The organism is Mycobacterium sp. SP-6446, assembly GCF_001954045.1.
Classification (GTDB): Bacteria; Actinomycetota; Actinomycetes; order Mycobacteriales; family Mycobacteriaceae; genus Mycobacterium.
Map to the genome: position 1 here is coordinate 1 of NZ_MBEM01000110.1, position 14,962 is coordinate 14,962.

General features: G+C 68.6%; 16 protein-coding genes and 1 pseudogene. 5 read left to right on the forward strand and 12 right to left on the reverse strand.

What is annotated here, in order from left to right; translation table 11 throughout:
- Positions 1-130 precede the first annotated feature (130 nt).
- On the reverse strand, positions 131-1,285 hold the full coding sequence (locus A5736_RS09370) for a glycosyltransferase family 4 protein (protein ID WP_076245783.1): 1,155 nt from the start codon (positions 1,283-1,285) through the stop codon (positions 131-133).
- Between the two features lie 45 nt (positions 1,286-1,330).
- Between A5736_RS09370 and A5736_RS09375 the strand changes: the two genes are divergently transcribed.
- Positions 1,331-2,101 (forward strand): class I SAM-dependent methyltransferase, encoded by a 771-nt coding sequence (locus A5736_RS09375; protein WP_076245799.1) that lies wholly within the window; start codon positions 1,331-1,333, stop codon positions 2,099-2,101.
- Between the two features lie 45 nt (positions 2,102-2,146).
- Positions 2,147-3,616 carry an aldehyde dehydrogenase gene (locus tag A5736_RS09380; RefSeq protein WP_076245785.1) on the forward strand — a complete coding sequence of 490 codons (1,470 nt, stop codon included), beginning with the start codon at positions 2,147-2,149 and terminating at the stop codon, positions 3,614-3,616.
- A gap of 43 nt (positions 3,617-3,659) precedes the next feature.
- On the opposite strand, the gene A5736_RS09385 is transcribed toward A5736_RS09380, so the two are convergent.
- Complete coding sequence (locus A5736_RS09385) at positions 3,660-4,454, reverse strand: crotonase/enoyl-CoA hydratase family protein (RefSeq protein ID WP_175611232.1); 795 nt, start codon at positions 4,452-4,454, stop codon at positions 3,660-3,662.
- A 207-nt stretch (positions 4,455-4,661) separates the two neighbouring features.
- On the opposite strand from A5736_RS09385, the gene A5736_RS27035 reads away from it, so the two are divergent.
- Together A5736_RS27035 and A5736_RS09390 are read left to right on the forward strand one after the other, a co-directional pair.
- Positions 4,662-4,793 (forward strand): hypothetical protein, encoded by a 132-nt coding sequence (locus A5736_RS27035; protein ID WP_255376708.1) that lies wholly within the window; start codon positions 4,662-4,664, stop codon positions 4,791-4,793.
- Between the two features lie 44 nt (positions 4,794-4,837).
- Entirely contained in the window at positions 4,838-5,452 is a 615-nt protein-coding gene (locus A5736_RS09390; RefSeq protein ID WP_254848333.1) for a TetR/AcrR family transcriptional regulator, read from the forward strand.
- 7 nt (positions 5,453-5,459) lie between these two features.
- Here the strand turns inward: A5736_RS09390 and A5736_RS09395 are convergent, their stop codons facing one another.
- From A5736_RS09395 to A5736_RS09410, 4 genes are all read right to left on the reverse strand, one after another.
- On the reverse strand, positions 5,460-5,756 hold the full coding sequence (locus tag A5736_RS09395) for a hypothetical protein (RefSeq protein WP_076058230.1): 297 nt from the start codon (positions 5,754-5,756) through the stop codon (positions 5,460-5,462).
- A 14-nt stretch (positions 5,757-5,770) separates the two neighbouring features.
- Positions 5,771-7,276, reverse strand: a complete 1,506-nt coding sequence (locus A5736_RS09400) for a class I adenylate-forming enzyme family protein (protein WP_076245789.1) — start codon at positions 7,274-7,276, stop codon at positions 5,771-5,773.
- 99 nt (positions 7,277-7,375) lie between these two features.
- Positions 7,376-8,179, reverse strand: coding sequence for a cutinase family protein (locus A5736_RS09405; protein WP_076245790.1), 804 nt, complete (start codon positions 8,177-8,179; stop codon positions 7,376-7,378).
- A 28-nt stretch (positions 8,180-8,207) separates the two neighbouring features.
- Complete coding sequence (locus A5736_RS09410; RefSeq protein WP_076123619.1) at positions 8,208-8,747, reverse strand: isoprenylcysteine carboxylmethyltransferase family protein; 540 nt, start codon at positions 8,745-8,747, stop codon at positions 8,208-8,210.
- An 89-nt stretch (positions 8,748-8,836) separates the two neighbouring features.
- Here A5736_RS09410 and A5736_RS09415 point away from each other — a divergent pair, with 89 nt between their 5' ends.
- The gene (locus A5736_RS09415) at positions 8,837-9,436 is read left to right on the forward strand and encodes a TetR family transcriptional regulator (protein ID WP_076123618.1); all 600 of its coding nucleotides are present in this window, start codon (positions 8,837-8,839) and stop codon (positions 9,434-9,436) included.
- Between the two features lie 3 nt (positions 9,437-9,439).
- On the opposite strand, the gene A5736_RS09420 is transcribed toward A5736_RS09415, so the two are convergent.
- From A5736_RS09420 to A5736_RS26740, 6 genes and pseudogenes are all read right to left on the reverse strand, one after another.
- Positions 9,440-10,222, reverse strand: coding sequence for a crotonase/enoyl-CoA hydratase family protein (locus A5736_RS09420; RefSeq protein ID WP_076245792.1), 783 nt, complete (start codon positions 10,220-10,222; stop codon positions 9,440-9,442).
- Positions 10,223-10,302: 80 nt separating this feature from the next.
- Complete coding sequence (locus A5736_RS09425) at positions 10,303-11,712, reverse strand: wax ester/triacylglycerol synthase family O-acyltransferase (protein WP_076245803.1); 1,410 nt, start codon at positions 11,710-11,712, stop codon at positions 10,303-10,305.
- A 45-nt stretch (positions 11,713-11,757) separates the two neighbouring features.
- Positions 11,758-12,957: an alpha/beta hydrolase gene (locus A5736_RS09430; RefSeq protein ID WP_076245794.1), complete on the reverse strand. Its 1,200-nt coding sequence runs from the start codon at positions 12,955-12,957 to the stop codon at positions 11,758-11,760.
- Positions 12,958-13,053: 96 nt separating this feature from the next.
- The gene (locus A5736_RS09435) at positions 13,054-13,584 is read right to left on the reverse strand and encodes a hypothetical protein (RefSeq protein WP_076245796.1); all 531 of its coding nucleotides are present in this window, start codon (positions 13,582-13,584) and stop codon (positions 13,054-13,056) included.
- A 1-nt stretch (position 13,585) separates the two neighbouring features.
- The gene (locus tag A5736_RS09440) at positions 13,586-14,836 is read right to left on the reverse strand and encodes a molybdopterin-dependent oxidoreductase (protein WP_076245798.1); all 1,251 of its coding nucleotides are present in this window, start codon (positions 14,834-14,836) and stop codon (positions 13,586-13,588) included.
- Positions 14,833-14,962, reverse strand: a pseudogene (locus tag A5736_RS26740) (SAM-dependent methyltransferase); the annotation flags it as partial. The gene A5736_RS09440 and the pseudogene A5736_RS26740, both read right to left, overlap by 4 nt.

Consider the following 14,962-nt stretch of genomic DNA (forward strand, 5'->3'; position numbering starts at 1 on the left):
CTCGCCCTGTATCGGATCGGCGGCGACACCGCCGGTGTGTCCGCCGGGCGCCGCCGGGCGGCCGTGATCGCGCATCTGGGTTGGCTGGCGTTGCTGATCGTCGGCTCCGCCGGCGCTGGGGTCCGCCGGGTCAGACGACGCCGCTGACGAACTCGCCGGCGCGCACCGCTTCGAGCACGGTGCGCATCGCATCGGCACTTTGCGTCCAGGAGAATTCGCCGCTGCGCGTTTGCGCCTTGGCGCCAAGCTGGTCACGCAGCACGGGATCGCAGAGCAGCCGCTCGAGCCGATCCACCAACTCGGCCCGAGTGTCCACCAACACCCCGGTCACGCCGTCCACGATCGAGTCGGACAGCCCGCCGGAGGATCGGTAGCCGATGGTGGGCACCCGGTGCTGGGCCGCCTCGACCACCGCCAGGCCCCAGCCCTCCTTGCGCGACGGCAGCACGTGCACCCAAGAGCGTTGCAGCACATGGTGTTTGGTCACGTCGTCGACGTGGCCGTGGAAGGTCACCGCGCCGGAAAGGCCGAGCGCGTGCGCGTGGTCGACCAGTCGCTCCCGCCACCAGCCGTCGCCGACGATGTCGAGATGCAGGCCCGGTACCCGCGGCCGCAGGGCGGCGACGACGTCCAGCGCATCCTCGATCTGCTTGTGCGGCACCAGCCGCGACAGCACCACGACCCGCGGCGCGTCCGCGCGGGGGCCGGACAACGACTGCGGCGGCGCCTCGTCGAGGCCGTTGCGCACCACCGCGATGCGCTTGTTGTCCACCCCTAGGGCGACCAGATCGCGGGCCGAGGGCAGCGACACCGTCACGTACTGGTTGCTCCGGTTCACCCTGGGCGACAGCGTCGATTCGACGAACCAGCCCAGCCGGCCGAGCACCGGCCCGGCCACCGGCCACTGCTCGCGATGGCAGTGGTGCACCAGCACCACCACCCTGCGGCCGTAGAGCAGCCGGGCAAGGAACGGCAGGCCGTTCTGGGTATCGACGACCACGTCTGGGCGCACCCGGCGGAGCGGACCGAGCCCGAGCCGGGCCAGCGCCATGGCCAGCAGCGCCCACACATACACCGAGTAGCGGCCACCCGCGCGGCTGATCCGCACGCCGTCGACAACCTCATGGCGCGGCGCGCCCGGATAGCGGGCGGTGCGGAGTGTGACGGCTACTCCCGAGGCGGCCAGCTGCGCTCCGATGCGCTGCAGGTAGGCCTCGCTGCCGCCGCCCTGCGGGTGGCCGGTGTCGCGCCAGCACAGCAGCAGCACGGAGCGGAGGGCAGACATTACCGGTCAGCCTAGCCTGGCGACGACGCTGCGTAGGGTATGGCGGTGGCCGTCACCGACGTTTTCGCGCGGCGCGCAACCCTGGCCCGCTCGGTGCGGCTGCTGTCGGACTTCCGCTACGAGCGGCGCGATCCGGCGCGCTTCTATGGCACGCTCGCGGCCGACACCGCCGCGATGGTGAGCGACCTGTGGCTGGGCGTCCGCGGCGAACGTCCGGTCGGGCGCACGGTGCTCGACGTCGGTGGCGGGCCGGGATATTTCGCGGCCGCGTTCGGCGACGCCGGTGTCCGCTACATCGGCGTGGAACCCGACGAAAGCGAGATGCACGCGGCCGGACCGGCTTTCGGCGGGAACCCGGCGGACACCTTCGTCCGGGCGTCGGGCCTGGCGCTGCCCTTCGCCGACGACTCGGTGGACATCTGCCTGTCGTCCAATGTCGCCGAGCACGTGCCGCGACCATGGCAGCTCGGCGCCGAGATGCTGCGGGTGACCAAGCCGGGCGGGCTGGTGGTGCTGTCCTACACCGTCTGGCTCGGCCCGTTCGGTGGGCACGAGATGGGCCTGAGCCACTACCTGGGCGGGCAGCGCGCCGCCGCCCGCTATGTCCGCAAACACGGCCATCCGGCCAAAAACGACTACGGGTCGTCGTTGTTCGCGGTGTACGCCGCCGACGGGCTGACGTGGGCGGCCAGTACCGGCGCCGCGGTCGCCGCATTCCCCCGCTACCACCCCCGATGGGCCTGGTGGATGACGCGGGTGCCGGTGCTGCGCGAGTTCCTGGTGAGCAATCTTGTGCTGGTGCTCGTACCTCGATAATGGAACATGTTCTCGTTTTGCGTCGGCTTGGGTAGGGTGGCGCCCATGAGCGACGCGACAACGGAGTACGACAAGCTTTTCATCGGCGGCAAGTGGACCGAGCCGTCGACCGACCAAGTCATCGAGGTGCACTGCCCGGCCACCGGCGAATACGTCGGCAAGGTGCCGCTGGCGGCGGCGGCCGACGTCGACGCCGCGGTGGCCGCGGCCCGCGCGGCATTCGACAACGGCCCGTGGCCCACCACGCCACCGAAGGAGCGCGCGGCCGTTATCGCGGGCGCGCTCAAGCTGATGGAGGAGCGTAAGGACCAATTCACCAAGCTGCTCGGCGACGAGACCGGCCAACCGCCGACCACCGTCGAGACGATGCACTGGATGAGCTCGATCGGCGCCTTGAACTTCTTCGCCGGACCCGCCGTCGATCAGGTCAAGTGGAAAGAGATCCGCACCGGCGGCTACGGGCAGAGCATCGTCCACCGTGAGCCGATCGGCGTTGTGGGCGCGATCGTGGCATGGAACGTCCCGCTGTTCCTCGCCGTCAACAAGCTGGGTCCGGCGCTGCTGGCCGGCTGCACGGTGGTGCTCAAGCCCGCTGCCGAAACCCCTTTGAGCACAAATGCTTTGGCGGAGGTGTTCGCCGAGGCCGGCCTGCCCGAGGGGGTGCTGTCCGTGGTGCCGGGCGGCATCGAGACCGGGCAGGCACTGACGTCGAACCCCGATATCGACCTGTTCACCTTCACCGGCAGTTCGGGGGTCGGCAAGGAAATCGGCCGCCGCGCCGCCGAGGCGCTCAAACCGTGCACCCTGGAGCTCGGCGGCAAATCGGCTGCCATCGTCCTCGAGGACGTCGACCTGGCCGCGGCAATCCCGATGCTGGTGTTCTCCGGGATCATGAACACCGGGCAGGCCTGCGTCGCGCAGACCCGGATCCTGGCACCACGGTCGCGCTACGACGAAATCGTCGATGCGGTAAGCACTTTCGTCCAAGCGTTGCCGGTCGGCACGCCGTCCGACCCGGCCGCCCAGATCGGGTCGCTGATCTCGGAGAAGCAGCGCGCGCGCGTCGAGGGCTACATCGCCAAGGGCATCGAGGAGGGCGCGCGGCTGGTGTGCGGCGGCGGCCGGCCCGAGGGACTGGACAAGGGTTTCTTCGTGCAGCCCACGGTCTTCGCCGACGTCGACAACAAGATGACGATCGCCCAAGAGGAAATCTTCGGGCCGGTCCTGTCCATCGTCCCCTACGACACCGAGGAGGACGCGATCAAGATCGCCAACGACTCGGTGTACGGCCTGGCCGGCAGCGTGTGGACGTCCGACATCCCCAAGGGCATTGAGATTTCGGAGAAGATCCGCACCGGCACCTACGCGATCAACTGGTACGCGTTCGACCCCTGCTGCCCGTTCGGCGGCTACAAGAACTCGGGCATCGGCCGGGAGAACGGACCGGAAGGCGTCGAGCACTTCACGCAGCAGAAGAGCGTGCTGATGCCGATGGGCTACACCCTAGAGAGCTGACGCTTCCACGCCGAGCGTGCGGCGAGCCGCACGGTCGAGCGCGCTAGCGGCCGACGAACCGGGCCTGCCGCCGTTCGACGAACGACTGCACGCCCTCGGCGGCGTCCTCACTTGCGAACAGCTCGGCGACGGCGGACCGTAGCCGACCGACGGCCGCCGCCTCGCCTTCGCGGCGGGCCAGGTGCGCCGAGGCGAGCGTGGCGCGCACCCCCAGCGGCGCGGCGCGGTCGGCGATGGTGTGCGCGATCTCGCGCGCCCGGGCCAACGCCGCCGCCGGGTCGTCGGCCACTTCCTGGACCAACCCGATGCGATGGGCCTCGGCGGCGTCGAACTCGTCGCCGGTGAGCAGCCAGCGCATGGCATTGCCCCACCCCGCCTCGCGGGGCAGCCGGATGGTCGCGCCGCCGAAGGGGTAGATGCCGCGCCGCACCTCGAGCTGGGTGAATCGCGTTCCGACCGCCGCGATGCGGATGTCGGCCGCGAGCAGCAATTCGATGCCCAACGTCATGCACCAGCCTTGGGCGACCGCGACCAGCGGGGTGGTCCACGCGCCGTCCAGCCGCCAGGGGTCCAGGCCGTCTTCGGGCACCGGGCTCTGCCCGGCCGCGATGCCCGGGCCGACGTCGACGAGGTCTAGACCGGCGGTGAAGTGGTCGCCGTGCGCGAACAGCACGCCGGCCCACACCGCCGGGTCGGATTCCAGCACCGCGTAAGCGCGGGCCAGGTCGGCAAGCATCGCCCGGTCGAAGGCGTTGCGTTTATGCGGCCGGTTCAGGCCGATCAGCAGGACGTGCCCGTCGCGCTCGAGGGACACGGTGTCGAGGTTTGGTAGCGCCATCGTCACAGTGAATCGCAGGGCGAGTAATTATGCAATACACCATAGAAACGCTACGGTTACCTTCCCGTCACAGTAGGCCACTCACGGCTCGCATACGCCATTAGCCGTGCTGTCGGGTTTATATAGGGAATAAAACTTGCTTACTTGACCGATGTCTTATATGATTCTCAGCATAATCATGGGCCGCACCCAGGCCGGGAGAAAATCATGTGGATTATCGAGCTCAACGTCGCTGGCTATCAGTACACGCGCGAGATGCCTGACCTCAAGCGCCGCTCGTTCCGGTTCAGCCCCCGCAACCTGCACTGGCCGGTACCGCGGCACTCGCACGCTGCATGACGCCGGCCGGAGGAGGTACGGCAGTGCCGACTGTCACCGACCCCATGCGGGGCACCGCTACGACCAAGCGGTGCGACACCAAGAAGAAGATGCTGATCAGCGCCGCTGAGGTGATGCGCGAGCGCGGAGCCGCCGGGGTGACGATCGACGAGGTGCTCGCCCGCAGCGGCGCGCCACGCGGCTCGGTCTATTACCACTTCCCCGAAGGCCGCAACCAGATTCTGGCGGAGGCGCTGCGGTACTCGGGCGATGCCATGACCGCCATGATCGACGACGCCGCCGGCTGGGGCGCCAAGGCCCTGCTGCGCGAGTTCATCGAGTACTGGGAACGCTTGCTGACCGACGGCGACTTCACCGCGGGCTGCCCGGTGGTGGCGGCGGCCATCGGCTCGGACGACGACGAACCGAAGCTTTCCGCCGAGGCCGGCGCCATCCTGGGCCGCTGGTGCACCGCCCTGACGCACGCCTTCGCCAACGATGGCTTCAACGACGACGACGCCGCGTCGCTGGCGGTCATGTCGATAGCCGCGCTGGAAGGTGCGATCGTGCTGTCCCGCTCGACGCGCAGCGTGCAACCGCTGAGCCAGGTTGCGGAGCAGCTCGAATTCCTCATCAAGGCAAGGGAATTCGTCAGCCGCAACGGAATTCCCGGGGCGTAGCCGATCCTCAGTCGCTGGCCGGTAGCGGCTTGACCTCTTTGAGCTGAAGCGCGGTCTGCCCGACGCTCAGGCTGCCCGCGCCCGGCTTGGTCACCAGCACCTCGGCGCCGGTTTCGTCGACATAGCGCTTGCCCATCACGGTGCCGTCGGAGAACGCCGGGTCGAGTTCGCCCGACCGCTCCGCCCCGATCTCCACCATCGGCACACCCCCGCAACGGAGGTCGTCAAGGCTGTCGGCGCTTCTGACGACGATGACCTGGGTGTCACACACCTGACTGGCCAGGCGGGTTCCGTTCTTGATCATGATTTTTCCTCTGCTCACTGCTCGGCCGGTGCGGCACGCAGCTCTTCGACGATCTCCCGGCGAAGCACCTTGCCCGTGGGTGTGGTTGGCAACTCGTCGCGAAAGACTACCCGGTCGGGGGTGCGCGACCCGCGCAACGTTTTGCGGACGTACTCGCGCAGATCGTCGGGGTCCGGGACGCAGCCGGGCGCCGGCACCACCACCGCGGTGATCGCCTGGCCCCACTGCGGGTCCTCGACGCCGACCACCGCGACGTCGCGAACGTGCGGGTGCTCGATAAGAACCTCCTCCAGCTCGGCGGGCGCGATGTTCTCGCCGCCGCGGATGATGGTGTCGTCGCTGCGGCCGCCGATGAACAGGTAGCCGTCCTCGTCGAGGGTGGCGATGTCGCGCGTCGGGAACCAGCCGTTCTCGTCGAGCACCGAGCCGATCCCGGTGTAGCGGCCGGAGACCTGCTCGCCGCGCACGAACAGTTCGCCGGTCTCGCCCGGCCCCAGCACCCTGCCGTCCTCGTCGCGGATCTGCAGCTCGATGCCCGGCACCGCGCGCCCGACCGACCCGAGCCGCCTGGCGACGCCCGCCGCCGAGGCGGCCTGCGCCTCGCGGTGGTCGTCGGGGGTCAGTACCGCGATCGTCGAGCTCGTCTCCGTCAGGCCGTACGCGTTGACGAAGCCCACCTGCGGCAGCAGTTCGAGTGCCCGGCGGACCAGCGGCAGCCCGACCTTCGAGCCGCCGTAGGCCAGGTTGCGCAGCGACGGCAAGTCGTGACCGCCGGATTCCAGCACCGTGACGATTCGGTCCAGCATCGTGGGCACCACCGTCGCGGTGGTCACGTTTTCTGCCTTGATCAGCCGCACCCATTCGTCGGGGTCGAAGCTGGGCAGATAGACCATCTTGCGGCCGGCGTACAGGTTTGACAGGGCGGCGCTGATGCCGGCGATGTGATACGGCGGCACGCAGATCAGCGCGGCGTCATCCGGTGCGGCCGACTCGAATTCGACCGTGCCGGTGACGTAGCTGGTCAGGTTGTTGTGCGAGAGTTCGACGGCCTTGGGCTGCGACGTGGTGCCCGACGTGAAGAGGACGATCGCGACGGAATCGGGGTCGGCAAACTCCGCTTCGAAGTCGGACGCCCCGCCGCGCGCGGCCGTCAGGAAGTCGTCGGTGAGCAGCACCCGCGGCGACGCGTCGCCGAGCATCTCCCGGTAGCGGTCGTCGACGATCACCACCGGATCGGGCAGCCGGTCGATCAACGTCTGGATGCCGTCGGCCGAAAGCCGGTAATTGAGCGGGGTGAAGGGCAGGCCGGCCCGTGCCGCCGCGAAGATGAGCAGCGGCAGCATCGCGCCACCGGTCCCGATGTAGACGACGTGCCTCGCGCCGGATCGGGCGAGGATGCTCGCGCCGCCGTCGGCGAGATCGCTGAGCTGCTGCGTGGTCAGGCGCACGTCTTCGGAGACGACGGCAAGGCGATCGGGGTTGCTCGACGCGGCCATCTCAAGCAGCAACGAAATGCTCATCCTCGATCCTTCTGGGGATCCCCACCCCTTTACAAACTGAGGCCATAGTGTAACCGACGCCGGGTGGGTGGACGGGATGCGGTCGACGCACCGAGGCGGTTATCCGCCGGAGCCTCCACCGGAAGACGGAGACGCGAGAACGGCCGCCGATGCGCCGGGACCCGCGCCCGCCGGACCGCCGGGACCCGCACCCGGCGGGCCGCCGGGACCCGCCGCGGCAAGGCGATCGGCCGCGAAGGCCGCGCCCTGGTCGATCACCGCGACGTTGCTCGAATACGACTTATGGACGTCGAAACTGCCCCCGTCAGAACAGATCGGGTCCCCGGGAGCGCACACCACGATGGCCTTGGGCTGATAGAGCGGGCCGATGACAACCGGCGGCGCGCCGAAAAGGTTCATCGTCTTGTCGCTCGGGAGTGCGTAGAGCACGACCGAGGAGACGTGGTTGGCCACCTCGGGGTCCAGCGGCTTGGGTACCGTCGCCGGATCGATCCCAGCTGGTACGTCGGCCGAAGTGACGAAGCCCATCACGGCCGCGCCTGAGGAGTAACCGCCGAGCACCATCTTCGTGTTGGGGCAGTCGTGCGCCATCGAAACGATATGCGAACTCGCGTCCCTGATGCCGACCTTGGCCGCGTTCGTAAAGTCATACGTCGCGGGGTAGTCGACCGGATATACGTTGAAAGACCTTGCGCCGACGCGCGGGCGCAACGAGTCGATGAAGGCCTGTCCCGTGGGGCCGACACCGGGAGGATCGTCGGTGCCGCGGGCGAAGACCACCTGAACGTCCGGACACGGATCGGCGCTGGCGACGGGGATTGCAGACGCGAGGACGGACGCGCTAGCGCCCGCCGCCGCGACTACCGCGGGAGCAAGGAAATGAAGGATATGGCGTGCGGGCATGCCTAGAGGTGCCCGCACCCGCGATTTGCTAAACCGCTCCCGGGGTCCAGGCAGTGATCCGGGGGATCCAGCGCGGGACGTTGCGCCGGTAGTCGACGTATTCACTGCCGTAGCGCTCGGTGAGATGGGGTTCTTCCCAGAACCAGATCGCGGTCGCCTGAAATGCGAAGAAGATCGCGAACCAGGTCAGCAGGGCGGTGGACGCGGTGATGGCCGCCTCGCCGAGCAGGATGCAGAGCACGCCGGTGATCATCGGGTTGCGCACGTGCCGGTAGGGGCCGCGCACGACCAGATGGACCGGCTCCCCCATCACGTTGCCCAGCCCGAGAGTGCCCTCGCCGACGCGGTCGAACAGCACGTTCGTCCACACCATCAGGGCCAAACCGGCGGCGATCAGCAGGCAGCCGACGGTCACCAGCACCACCGCCAGCGCGGTGCCGAGGTGGGCCGTTCGCACCCCGGCCGGGATCACGATCAGGGCCGGGACGACGAGCGTCACCGTGACCGGGAAGAGCAGGACGGACATCAGGTGTCGCCACCAAAGGCGTCGACGCGCGGTTGTCACCATGTCGGACCTCCTTTACTTCAACCTCCGTTGAAGAACAACGTACGCCTGCAAGTAGGATTCATCAACGGTTGTTGAAGTATTGTGGCGTCATGGTCGAACCGCGGCGGGCCGGCCGGTGGCGCACCGGGCAACAGAACCGACAGCGAATCCTCGACGCCGCGCGCGAACGCTTCATGCGCCAGGGATACGAAGGGGCCACCGTCCGCGCCATCGCCGCCGACGCCGGCGTGGACGTCGCGATGGTCTACTACTTCTTCGGCAACAAGGAAGGCCTCTTCACCGCGTCCACGCTGACCGGCCCCGAGCACCCGCTACATCAGCTCGCCGGGCTCCTCGACGAGGGGGCCGAGCGGATCGGCCCGAGGCTGGTGCGCCGCTTCCTCGAGCACTGGGAGGAGGGCGCCGTCTTCGAGCCGTTCCTGACGCTGTGGCGGTCGGCGGCGATCCACCCGCAGGCGCGAAAGGTGTTGCACGACAGCCTCGCCGGGCCAATCGCGAAGCGGGTCGCGGCGGAGTTCGGGGTGACCGATGCCGAGCTGCGCGTCGAGCTGGTGGCCAGCCACCTGGCGGGGCTGGCGTTCGCGCGGTACCAACTCAGGATCGAGCCGATCGCGTCGGCCCCGATCGACGATGTTGTCGGCTGGCTCGGGCCGACCGTGCAGCGCTATCTGGCCGACCCGGACCCGTAGGACCTACGTTCCGGTCCAGCGGGGCGGGCGCTTCTCCGCGAACGCGATCGCGCCTTCCTTGGCGTCATTCGACGAAAACACCGGGGCCAGAATCTTGATCTGCTCGGTGAACATCGTGTCGCGGCTCCAGCCCCGGGATTCGGTGATGATCCGCTTGGTGGCGGCCACCGCGAGCGGCCCGTTGGCGGTGATCTTCTCCGCCAACTCGATCGCCGCGTCCAGCGCCTTGCCCGGCTCGGCCAGGACGTTGACGAGGCCCAGCTCGTGAGCGCGCTCGGCCGAGAGGTTGTCCCCGGTCAACGCCAGCTCCATCGCGATCGCGTAGGGGATGCGTTCGGGGAGCCGCAGCAGCCCCCCGCCGCCGGCGACCAGGCCGCGCTTGACCTCGGGGATGCCGAACGCCGAGTCCCTGGACGCGACGATCAGATCGGTGGCCAGCGCCAGCTCGGTGCCGCCGGCCAACGCGAACCCTTCCACCGCGGCGATGAGCGGCTTGGCGGGCGGGCGTTCGGTGAAGCCCATGCCGCGGCCCTCGACGACGACGTTCTCGCCGCGGGCGAACGCCTTGAGATCCATGCCCGCACAGAACGAGCCGCCCGCGCCGGTCAGGATCGCCACCGAAAGCCCGTTGTCGCTGTCGAGCCGATCCACGGCGTCGGCCAGCCCGCGGCTGACGGCGGCGTTGACGGCGTTCTTGGCCTTCGGCCGGTTAATCGTGATGATCAGGATTCGATCCCGTTGCTCGACGAGAACTTCGGGTTCGTTATTGGGGGCTTCGTCGCTCACGGTGCTGCGAGTCTCCTTTGAATCGCTGGTGTCCGACCGATGGTAACGGCCGCCGCGCCCGGAGCTTCGACTACCGCCCGTCAGGCCGGCGCCATCGCCGCCTCGATGACCGTCAACTCTTCGGAAAGCCCTGCGGCCCGGCGTATTTCGATGAAATCCGCGATCATGGCCTCGGTCACCTCGTGCGGATCCTTGACCGTGGCGCCGTCGGTGAGCACCGAGATGTTGATCTGATCGACGTAGCTCCAGACGGTGATGTTGAGACCGCTGCCGGCGGTCAACGGCCCCACCGAATAGATCTCGGTGACCAGGGCGCCGCCCACCCGGCCGCGCTCGCGCGGACCGGGAACGTTCGAGATGTTCAGGTTGAGCACCTTGTTCTGTCCGTCCCGGCCGGACGCCCACCGGAAGAAGGCTTCCGTCCCCACCGGCGGCATGTACGCCGCCCAACGGCTGACCAGCTCCGGGCCCATGAGCTGATGGCCCTCCTTGGCCGAGATCGCGTTCTCGTGGCTGCACCGCACCCGCTCAAGCGGGTCGTCGGCATCGGTCGGCAGGGCGACCAGCATTCCGCTGAAGCGATTTCCGGAGATCCGCTCCGGCGAGAAGTCGAAGCTCACCGGAACGGAGGCCAGCAGGGGCTCGGCCTTGCCGTCGTAGCGCAACAGCAACGTGCGCAGCGCACCGGTCGACATGGCCAGCACCATGTCGTTGATGGTCGCGCCGAGCCGCTTGCCGGTCTCCTTGACGTCGGCCAGCGCCAGCGTCGCGGTCGCGAACCTGCGCTCCGGGGTGATCATGTGGTTCATGAACGTCGGCGGCGGCTCGAAGGGTCGGCTCAGTTCCGGCGAGAGCTTGCGCGAGCTGCGTCGCACCCGGCCGATGCCCTGCGCGGTGTAGCGAACCGTCGCCGGCAGCTTGCCGGCCTGCCGGAGATGATCGACGAACGCCGACGACAGCAGCTGGCGTTTGGTGGGGGCCGGGTCGTTTTGCGGCGGACCGCCCTCCGGTGTGGGCAGCAGGTCCATGCCGCGCGCCAGCAGGTTGGCAGAGGCGACACCGTCGGCGAGCGCGTGGTGGATCTTGCCTACGACGGCCACCCGGTTGTTGGCCAGGCCCTCGACGAAGTACATCTCCCACAGCGGGCGGTCGCGGTCCAGCGGGGTGCTGGCGATCTGCCCGATCGCCTCGTCCAACTCGCGGCGCCCGCCGGGAGCCGGCAGCTGCCAGGGCCGGATGTGGTATTCCAGGTCGACCTCGCAGTGCTCGCGCCACATCGGATGGTGAAACTTCCACGGGATCTCGACGAGCTGATAGCAAAACGGCTCGAGCTTGTGCAGCCGGGCGCCGATGACGCGGCGAAAGGACTCGAGGTCGAGGCTGCGACTCGCCGGGTCCAGCTCGATCACCGCGGCTTTGATGGTGTGCATGTGCACGTTGGGCGTCTCGCTGTACAGAAGTACGGCGTCCCAGCCGCTCAGCCGTTTCACCACTGCCCCTTGCTCATAGAGGCGACCCTACTCAGCGGGACCAGCTCAGATAACCTCTTTGGCCCCGATTGTCTTGGCGCGGTAGACCTGGTTGAGGAACAGCGATGTCGCGTGGGCCATCACGCCGGCGCGCTCACCGTCGATGAGGTCGAAGCCGTGGCCCGCCCCGGGCAACTCCAGGTAGCCGACCATCGAATGCGAGACGGCCCGCAGCCGCTCGACGAAGCTGCGCGCCTGCTCGACGGGAATGACGCTGTCCTTGCTGCCGTGAATCACCAAGAACGGCGGAGCGTTTCGATGCACCCGCGCGATCGGTGAGGCGTCGCGGAACACCTCGGGATGCCGGGCGATCGTCTTCTTGACCACCACGCGCTCCAGGAAGTCGACGAAGCGATCACGTTCGGGAGTCGAACGGTCCTCCCAGTCGTAGCGGCCATAGATTCCGACCACGGCGTCGACCGAGCTGTCGGAGCCCTCGGGCAACTTCGCCTGGAGTTGGGGATCGTCGGGGGTGAGTCCGGCCAGCGCGGACAGGTGCCCGCCGGCCGAACAACCGGCCACCGCAACGAAATTGCGGTCGCCGCCGAACTTGTCGACATTGGCGCGCGCCCACGCGATGGCGGTCTTGACGTCGGTGATGTGGCGCGGCCAGCGGTGCAGCGGGGCGACGCGATAGTCGATCGCGAGGCACACCCAGCCCTGCTCGGCCAGCCGCGACATCAGGGCGGACCCCTGCAGCGCGCTGCGGCCGTGGACCCAGGCGCCGCCCGGGACGAAGATCAGCACCGGCGCGGGTTGTGCGGGCAGATCCTTGCGGCGCCACACATCGAGGACTTGCGCGGGGTGGTCGCCGTAGTGGACCGCACGGCGGTAGAGATAGCGGCGTTGGCGCAGGGCCTCCCAAAGCGGGGGCGTCCGCTCCGCCGCGGGCCACTCGGTTTCCAGCTCCGCGGCTGACACCACCCCTCGCAAGGCAGCGACCGAGACCTGGTGCGTGCTCTCCCGATCCCGCCGGCGCTCGTCGTTGATGCCCGGTGTCAGCCAATCCTTTTTCATGGCGGATATCGCGTTCGGTGCGTGGCGGGCACCCCACACGCCCATGGCGGTCATGCCGCCCAGGGGCTCGAGGTGCTTACCGATGACCGGCAGCGAAGCTCCGGCGACGCTTAACGCCAGCATGTAGTCGCCGGGCCGGGCTCGTAGCAACCACTTCAGACAACTCATGCTCGGAACCCGCGCCGTCATGTAGGGGACTGTACCCCTGCCGACTCAACGGAAACGACGAATCCGTCAGCCGTGTCATGCGGGCACGAAATCGCGGCTGGCAGGGGTTGCTGGCGGCTATGTCTGCGCTGTTGACGGTCCTTCGTCCGTTTTCTGCGCGCCGGGCCGGCGACGCGCCGCGGCAAGCCTCGCGGCGTAAACGACGGCGCTGACGGCGAACATCGCCGCGGTGAGCAGCAACCATCGGCCGAGGAACGGCTGCTGGGTCTGCCCGGTGGCCGCCTGGTAGGTGGGCCCGCCCTGTTCGATGATGCCCGGCAGGAAAATCAGCAGGGTCAGGCCTGCTCCCAGCGCCGGCACCCGAATGTAGTTGCGGGCCAGTATTTTTGGATGGTTCGACTGCCGGCTGGTGCGCGCCCATACGACGCGGTCGGCCAGCGCGTACAGCGGATAGAGCACCAAGTCGTGAGCAATGACGGCGGCGGCGAACCACACCGCTATCGACTGCCACCAGGTGCCGGCGTTCCACAGCGTCGCCAGCTTGAACGTGGTCAGGATGTAACCCAGCAGCGCGAAACCGGACACCATCGTCAGCAGGTGCAGCGGGTGGGAACCGTAGATCGCGCTGAAACGCTCGGATTTCGACATCTCAACCCTGTAAGAATTCGATGGACGCCACCCACTTGGTGTTGTGCACGCCGGGCAGTGCCGGAACGATGATCCGGGCCGGGTACCCGTGATCCACGGACAGGTCTGCGCCGTTGACCCGCAGCGCCAGCAGCGCTTCGGGATCGCGAATCTGGTTGGCCTGCAACGTCGCCGCGCCGAACGCGCCACCCCGCTGCAGCGATACCACCTGCGCCGAGCGCGGCGCGGGTGCGCCCGCGAGCCGGGCCAGATCGGCCAGCCGCACGCCGCTCCAGGTCTGCACGGTCGACCACCCTTCGACGCACGCGATCGGCAGCCGCGCGGTGCTTTGCAGCATGCCGGCCAGCGTGGCTCGGTCCAGCACCACTACCGAGGCGCCGGCCCGCAGTGTCAATCGCCAGCCCGCACCGACGCTCTCCGGCGTGATACCCGCGGCGACGGCGGTTTTGTTGACCGGGAAGTCGCCGTTGGCATCACGAACGCCCCGCCCGCGCGGCAGCAGTAGGGCGGCGCGGCGGGTATCCCCGCCGACGGTCTGGCCGACGGTCAACACGGCGATCAGCGCCACGCCGGAGCCGACCAGGGCCAGCGCGCCGCGGCGGCTCATCGTCGGCTCGGCCGGATCGGCGGCCACCAGCCCGTCGGGGTCGGGCGGTTGCGGGCGGGTGTCAGTTCGGTTGGTGCGCAACACTTCGCGCAGCGGCAGCGACCGCAACCCGGACACCATGCGGGGGATCTTCAGCGTGATGTGCATGGCGAAGCCGGCAATGAACACCCACGCCCCGAAGTAGTGGGCGTCGTAGAAGCTGAACCCGAAGATGTAGTCGTACTGGATGTTGAGCACGCCGGTGACGATCTCGAAGAGTATCCCGCCGACCAGCATCAGCAACGAAAGCCGTTCCAGCGCTTGGGCTATCGAACGGAACGGCGGAAGATCGAACAACCGCGGGATCACCGACCACAGCTTGGCCAGCACCACCGGGATGATCACCAGGCCCAGCCCGACGTGCAGTCCCTGGGTCAGGCGGTAGAGCCACGACGGTCGGGTGGGCCAGGAGAAGATGGGCAGGCGCAGCCAGCCGACGTCGGCGGGTATCGCCTGACCGAACTGCGGCGCGTAGGCGATATAGGAGAGCAGCCCGGTGACGATGACTATCGGCAGGGTCACCAACAGCACCAGCCCGAACACCGACGTCAGCCACGGGCCGCGCAGCGGGCTTCGGAACCTGGGGGGAAGGCGGGGCCCGTTCACATCGCCGCCAGGCTCGCCACCACCCGGCCGCCGACCATGCGGACGCCGGTCAACGTCAAACCCACCTGCGCGGCCAGCGCGGCGGCGCTGTCGACCCCGACCGACGCCCACCGAAACCACGGCCCG

Bases quoted from the DNA above. Each gene is read 5' to 3' on its own strand.
- A5736_RS27035 (WP_255376708.1), top strand. From the start codon at position 4,662: ATGTGGATTATCGAGCTCAACGTCGCTGGCTATCAGTACACGCGCGAG.
- A5736_RS09405 (WP_076245790.1), bottom strand. From the start codon at position 8,179: ATGCCCGCACGCCATATCCTTCATTTCCTTGCTCCCGCGGTAGTCGCG.
- A5736_RS09370 (WP_076245783.1), bottom strand. From the start codon at position 1,285: ATGTCTGCCCTCCGCTCCGTGCTGCTGCTGTGCTGGCGCGACACCGGC.
- A5736_RS09385 (WP_175611232.1), bottom strand. From the start codon at position 4,454: ATGGCGCTACCAAACCTCGACACCGTGTCCCTCGAGCGCGACGGGCAC.
- A5736_RS09380 (WP_076245785.1), top strand. From the start codon at position 2,147: ATGAGCGACGCGACAACGGAGTACGACAAGCTTTTCATCGGCGGCAAG.
- A5736_RS09430 (WP_076245794.1), bottom strand. From the start codon at position 12,957: ATGACGGCGCGGGTTCCGAGCATGAGTTGTCTGAAGTGGTTGCTACGA.
- A5736_RS09410 (WP_076123619.1), bottom strand. From the start codon at position 8,747: ATGGTGACAACCGCGCGTCGACGCCTTTGGTGGCGACACCTGATGTCC.
- A5736_RS09400 (WP_076245789.1), bottom strand. From the start codon at position 7,276: ATGAGCATTTCGTTGCTGCTTGAGATGGCCGCGTCGAGCAACCCCGAT.
- A5736_RS09390 (WP_254848333.1), top strand. From the start codon at position 4,838: ATGCGGGGCACCGCTACGACCAAGCGGTGCGACACCAAGAAGAAGATG.
- A5736_RS09415 (WP_076123618.1), top strand. From the start codon at position 8,837: ATGGTCGAACCGCGGCGGGCCGGCCGGTGGCGCACCGGGCAACAGAAC.
- A5736_RS09435 (WP_076245796.1), bottom strand. From the start codon at position 13,584: ATGTCGAAATCCGAGCGTTTCAGCGCGATCTACGGTTCCCACCCGCTG.
- A5736_RS09395 (WP_076058230.1), bottom strand. From the start codon at position 5,756: ATGATCAAGAACGGAACCCGCCTGGCCAGTCAGGTGTGTGACACCCAG.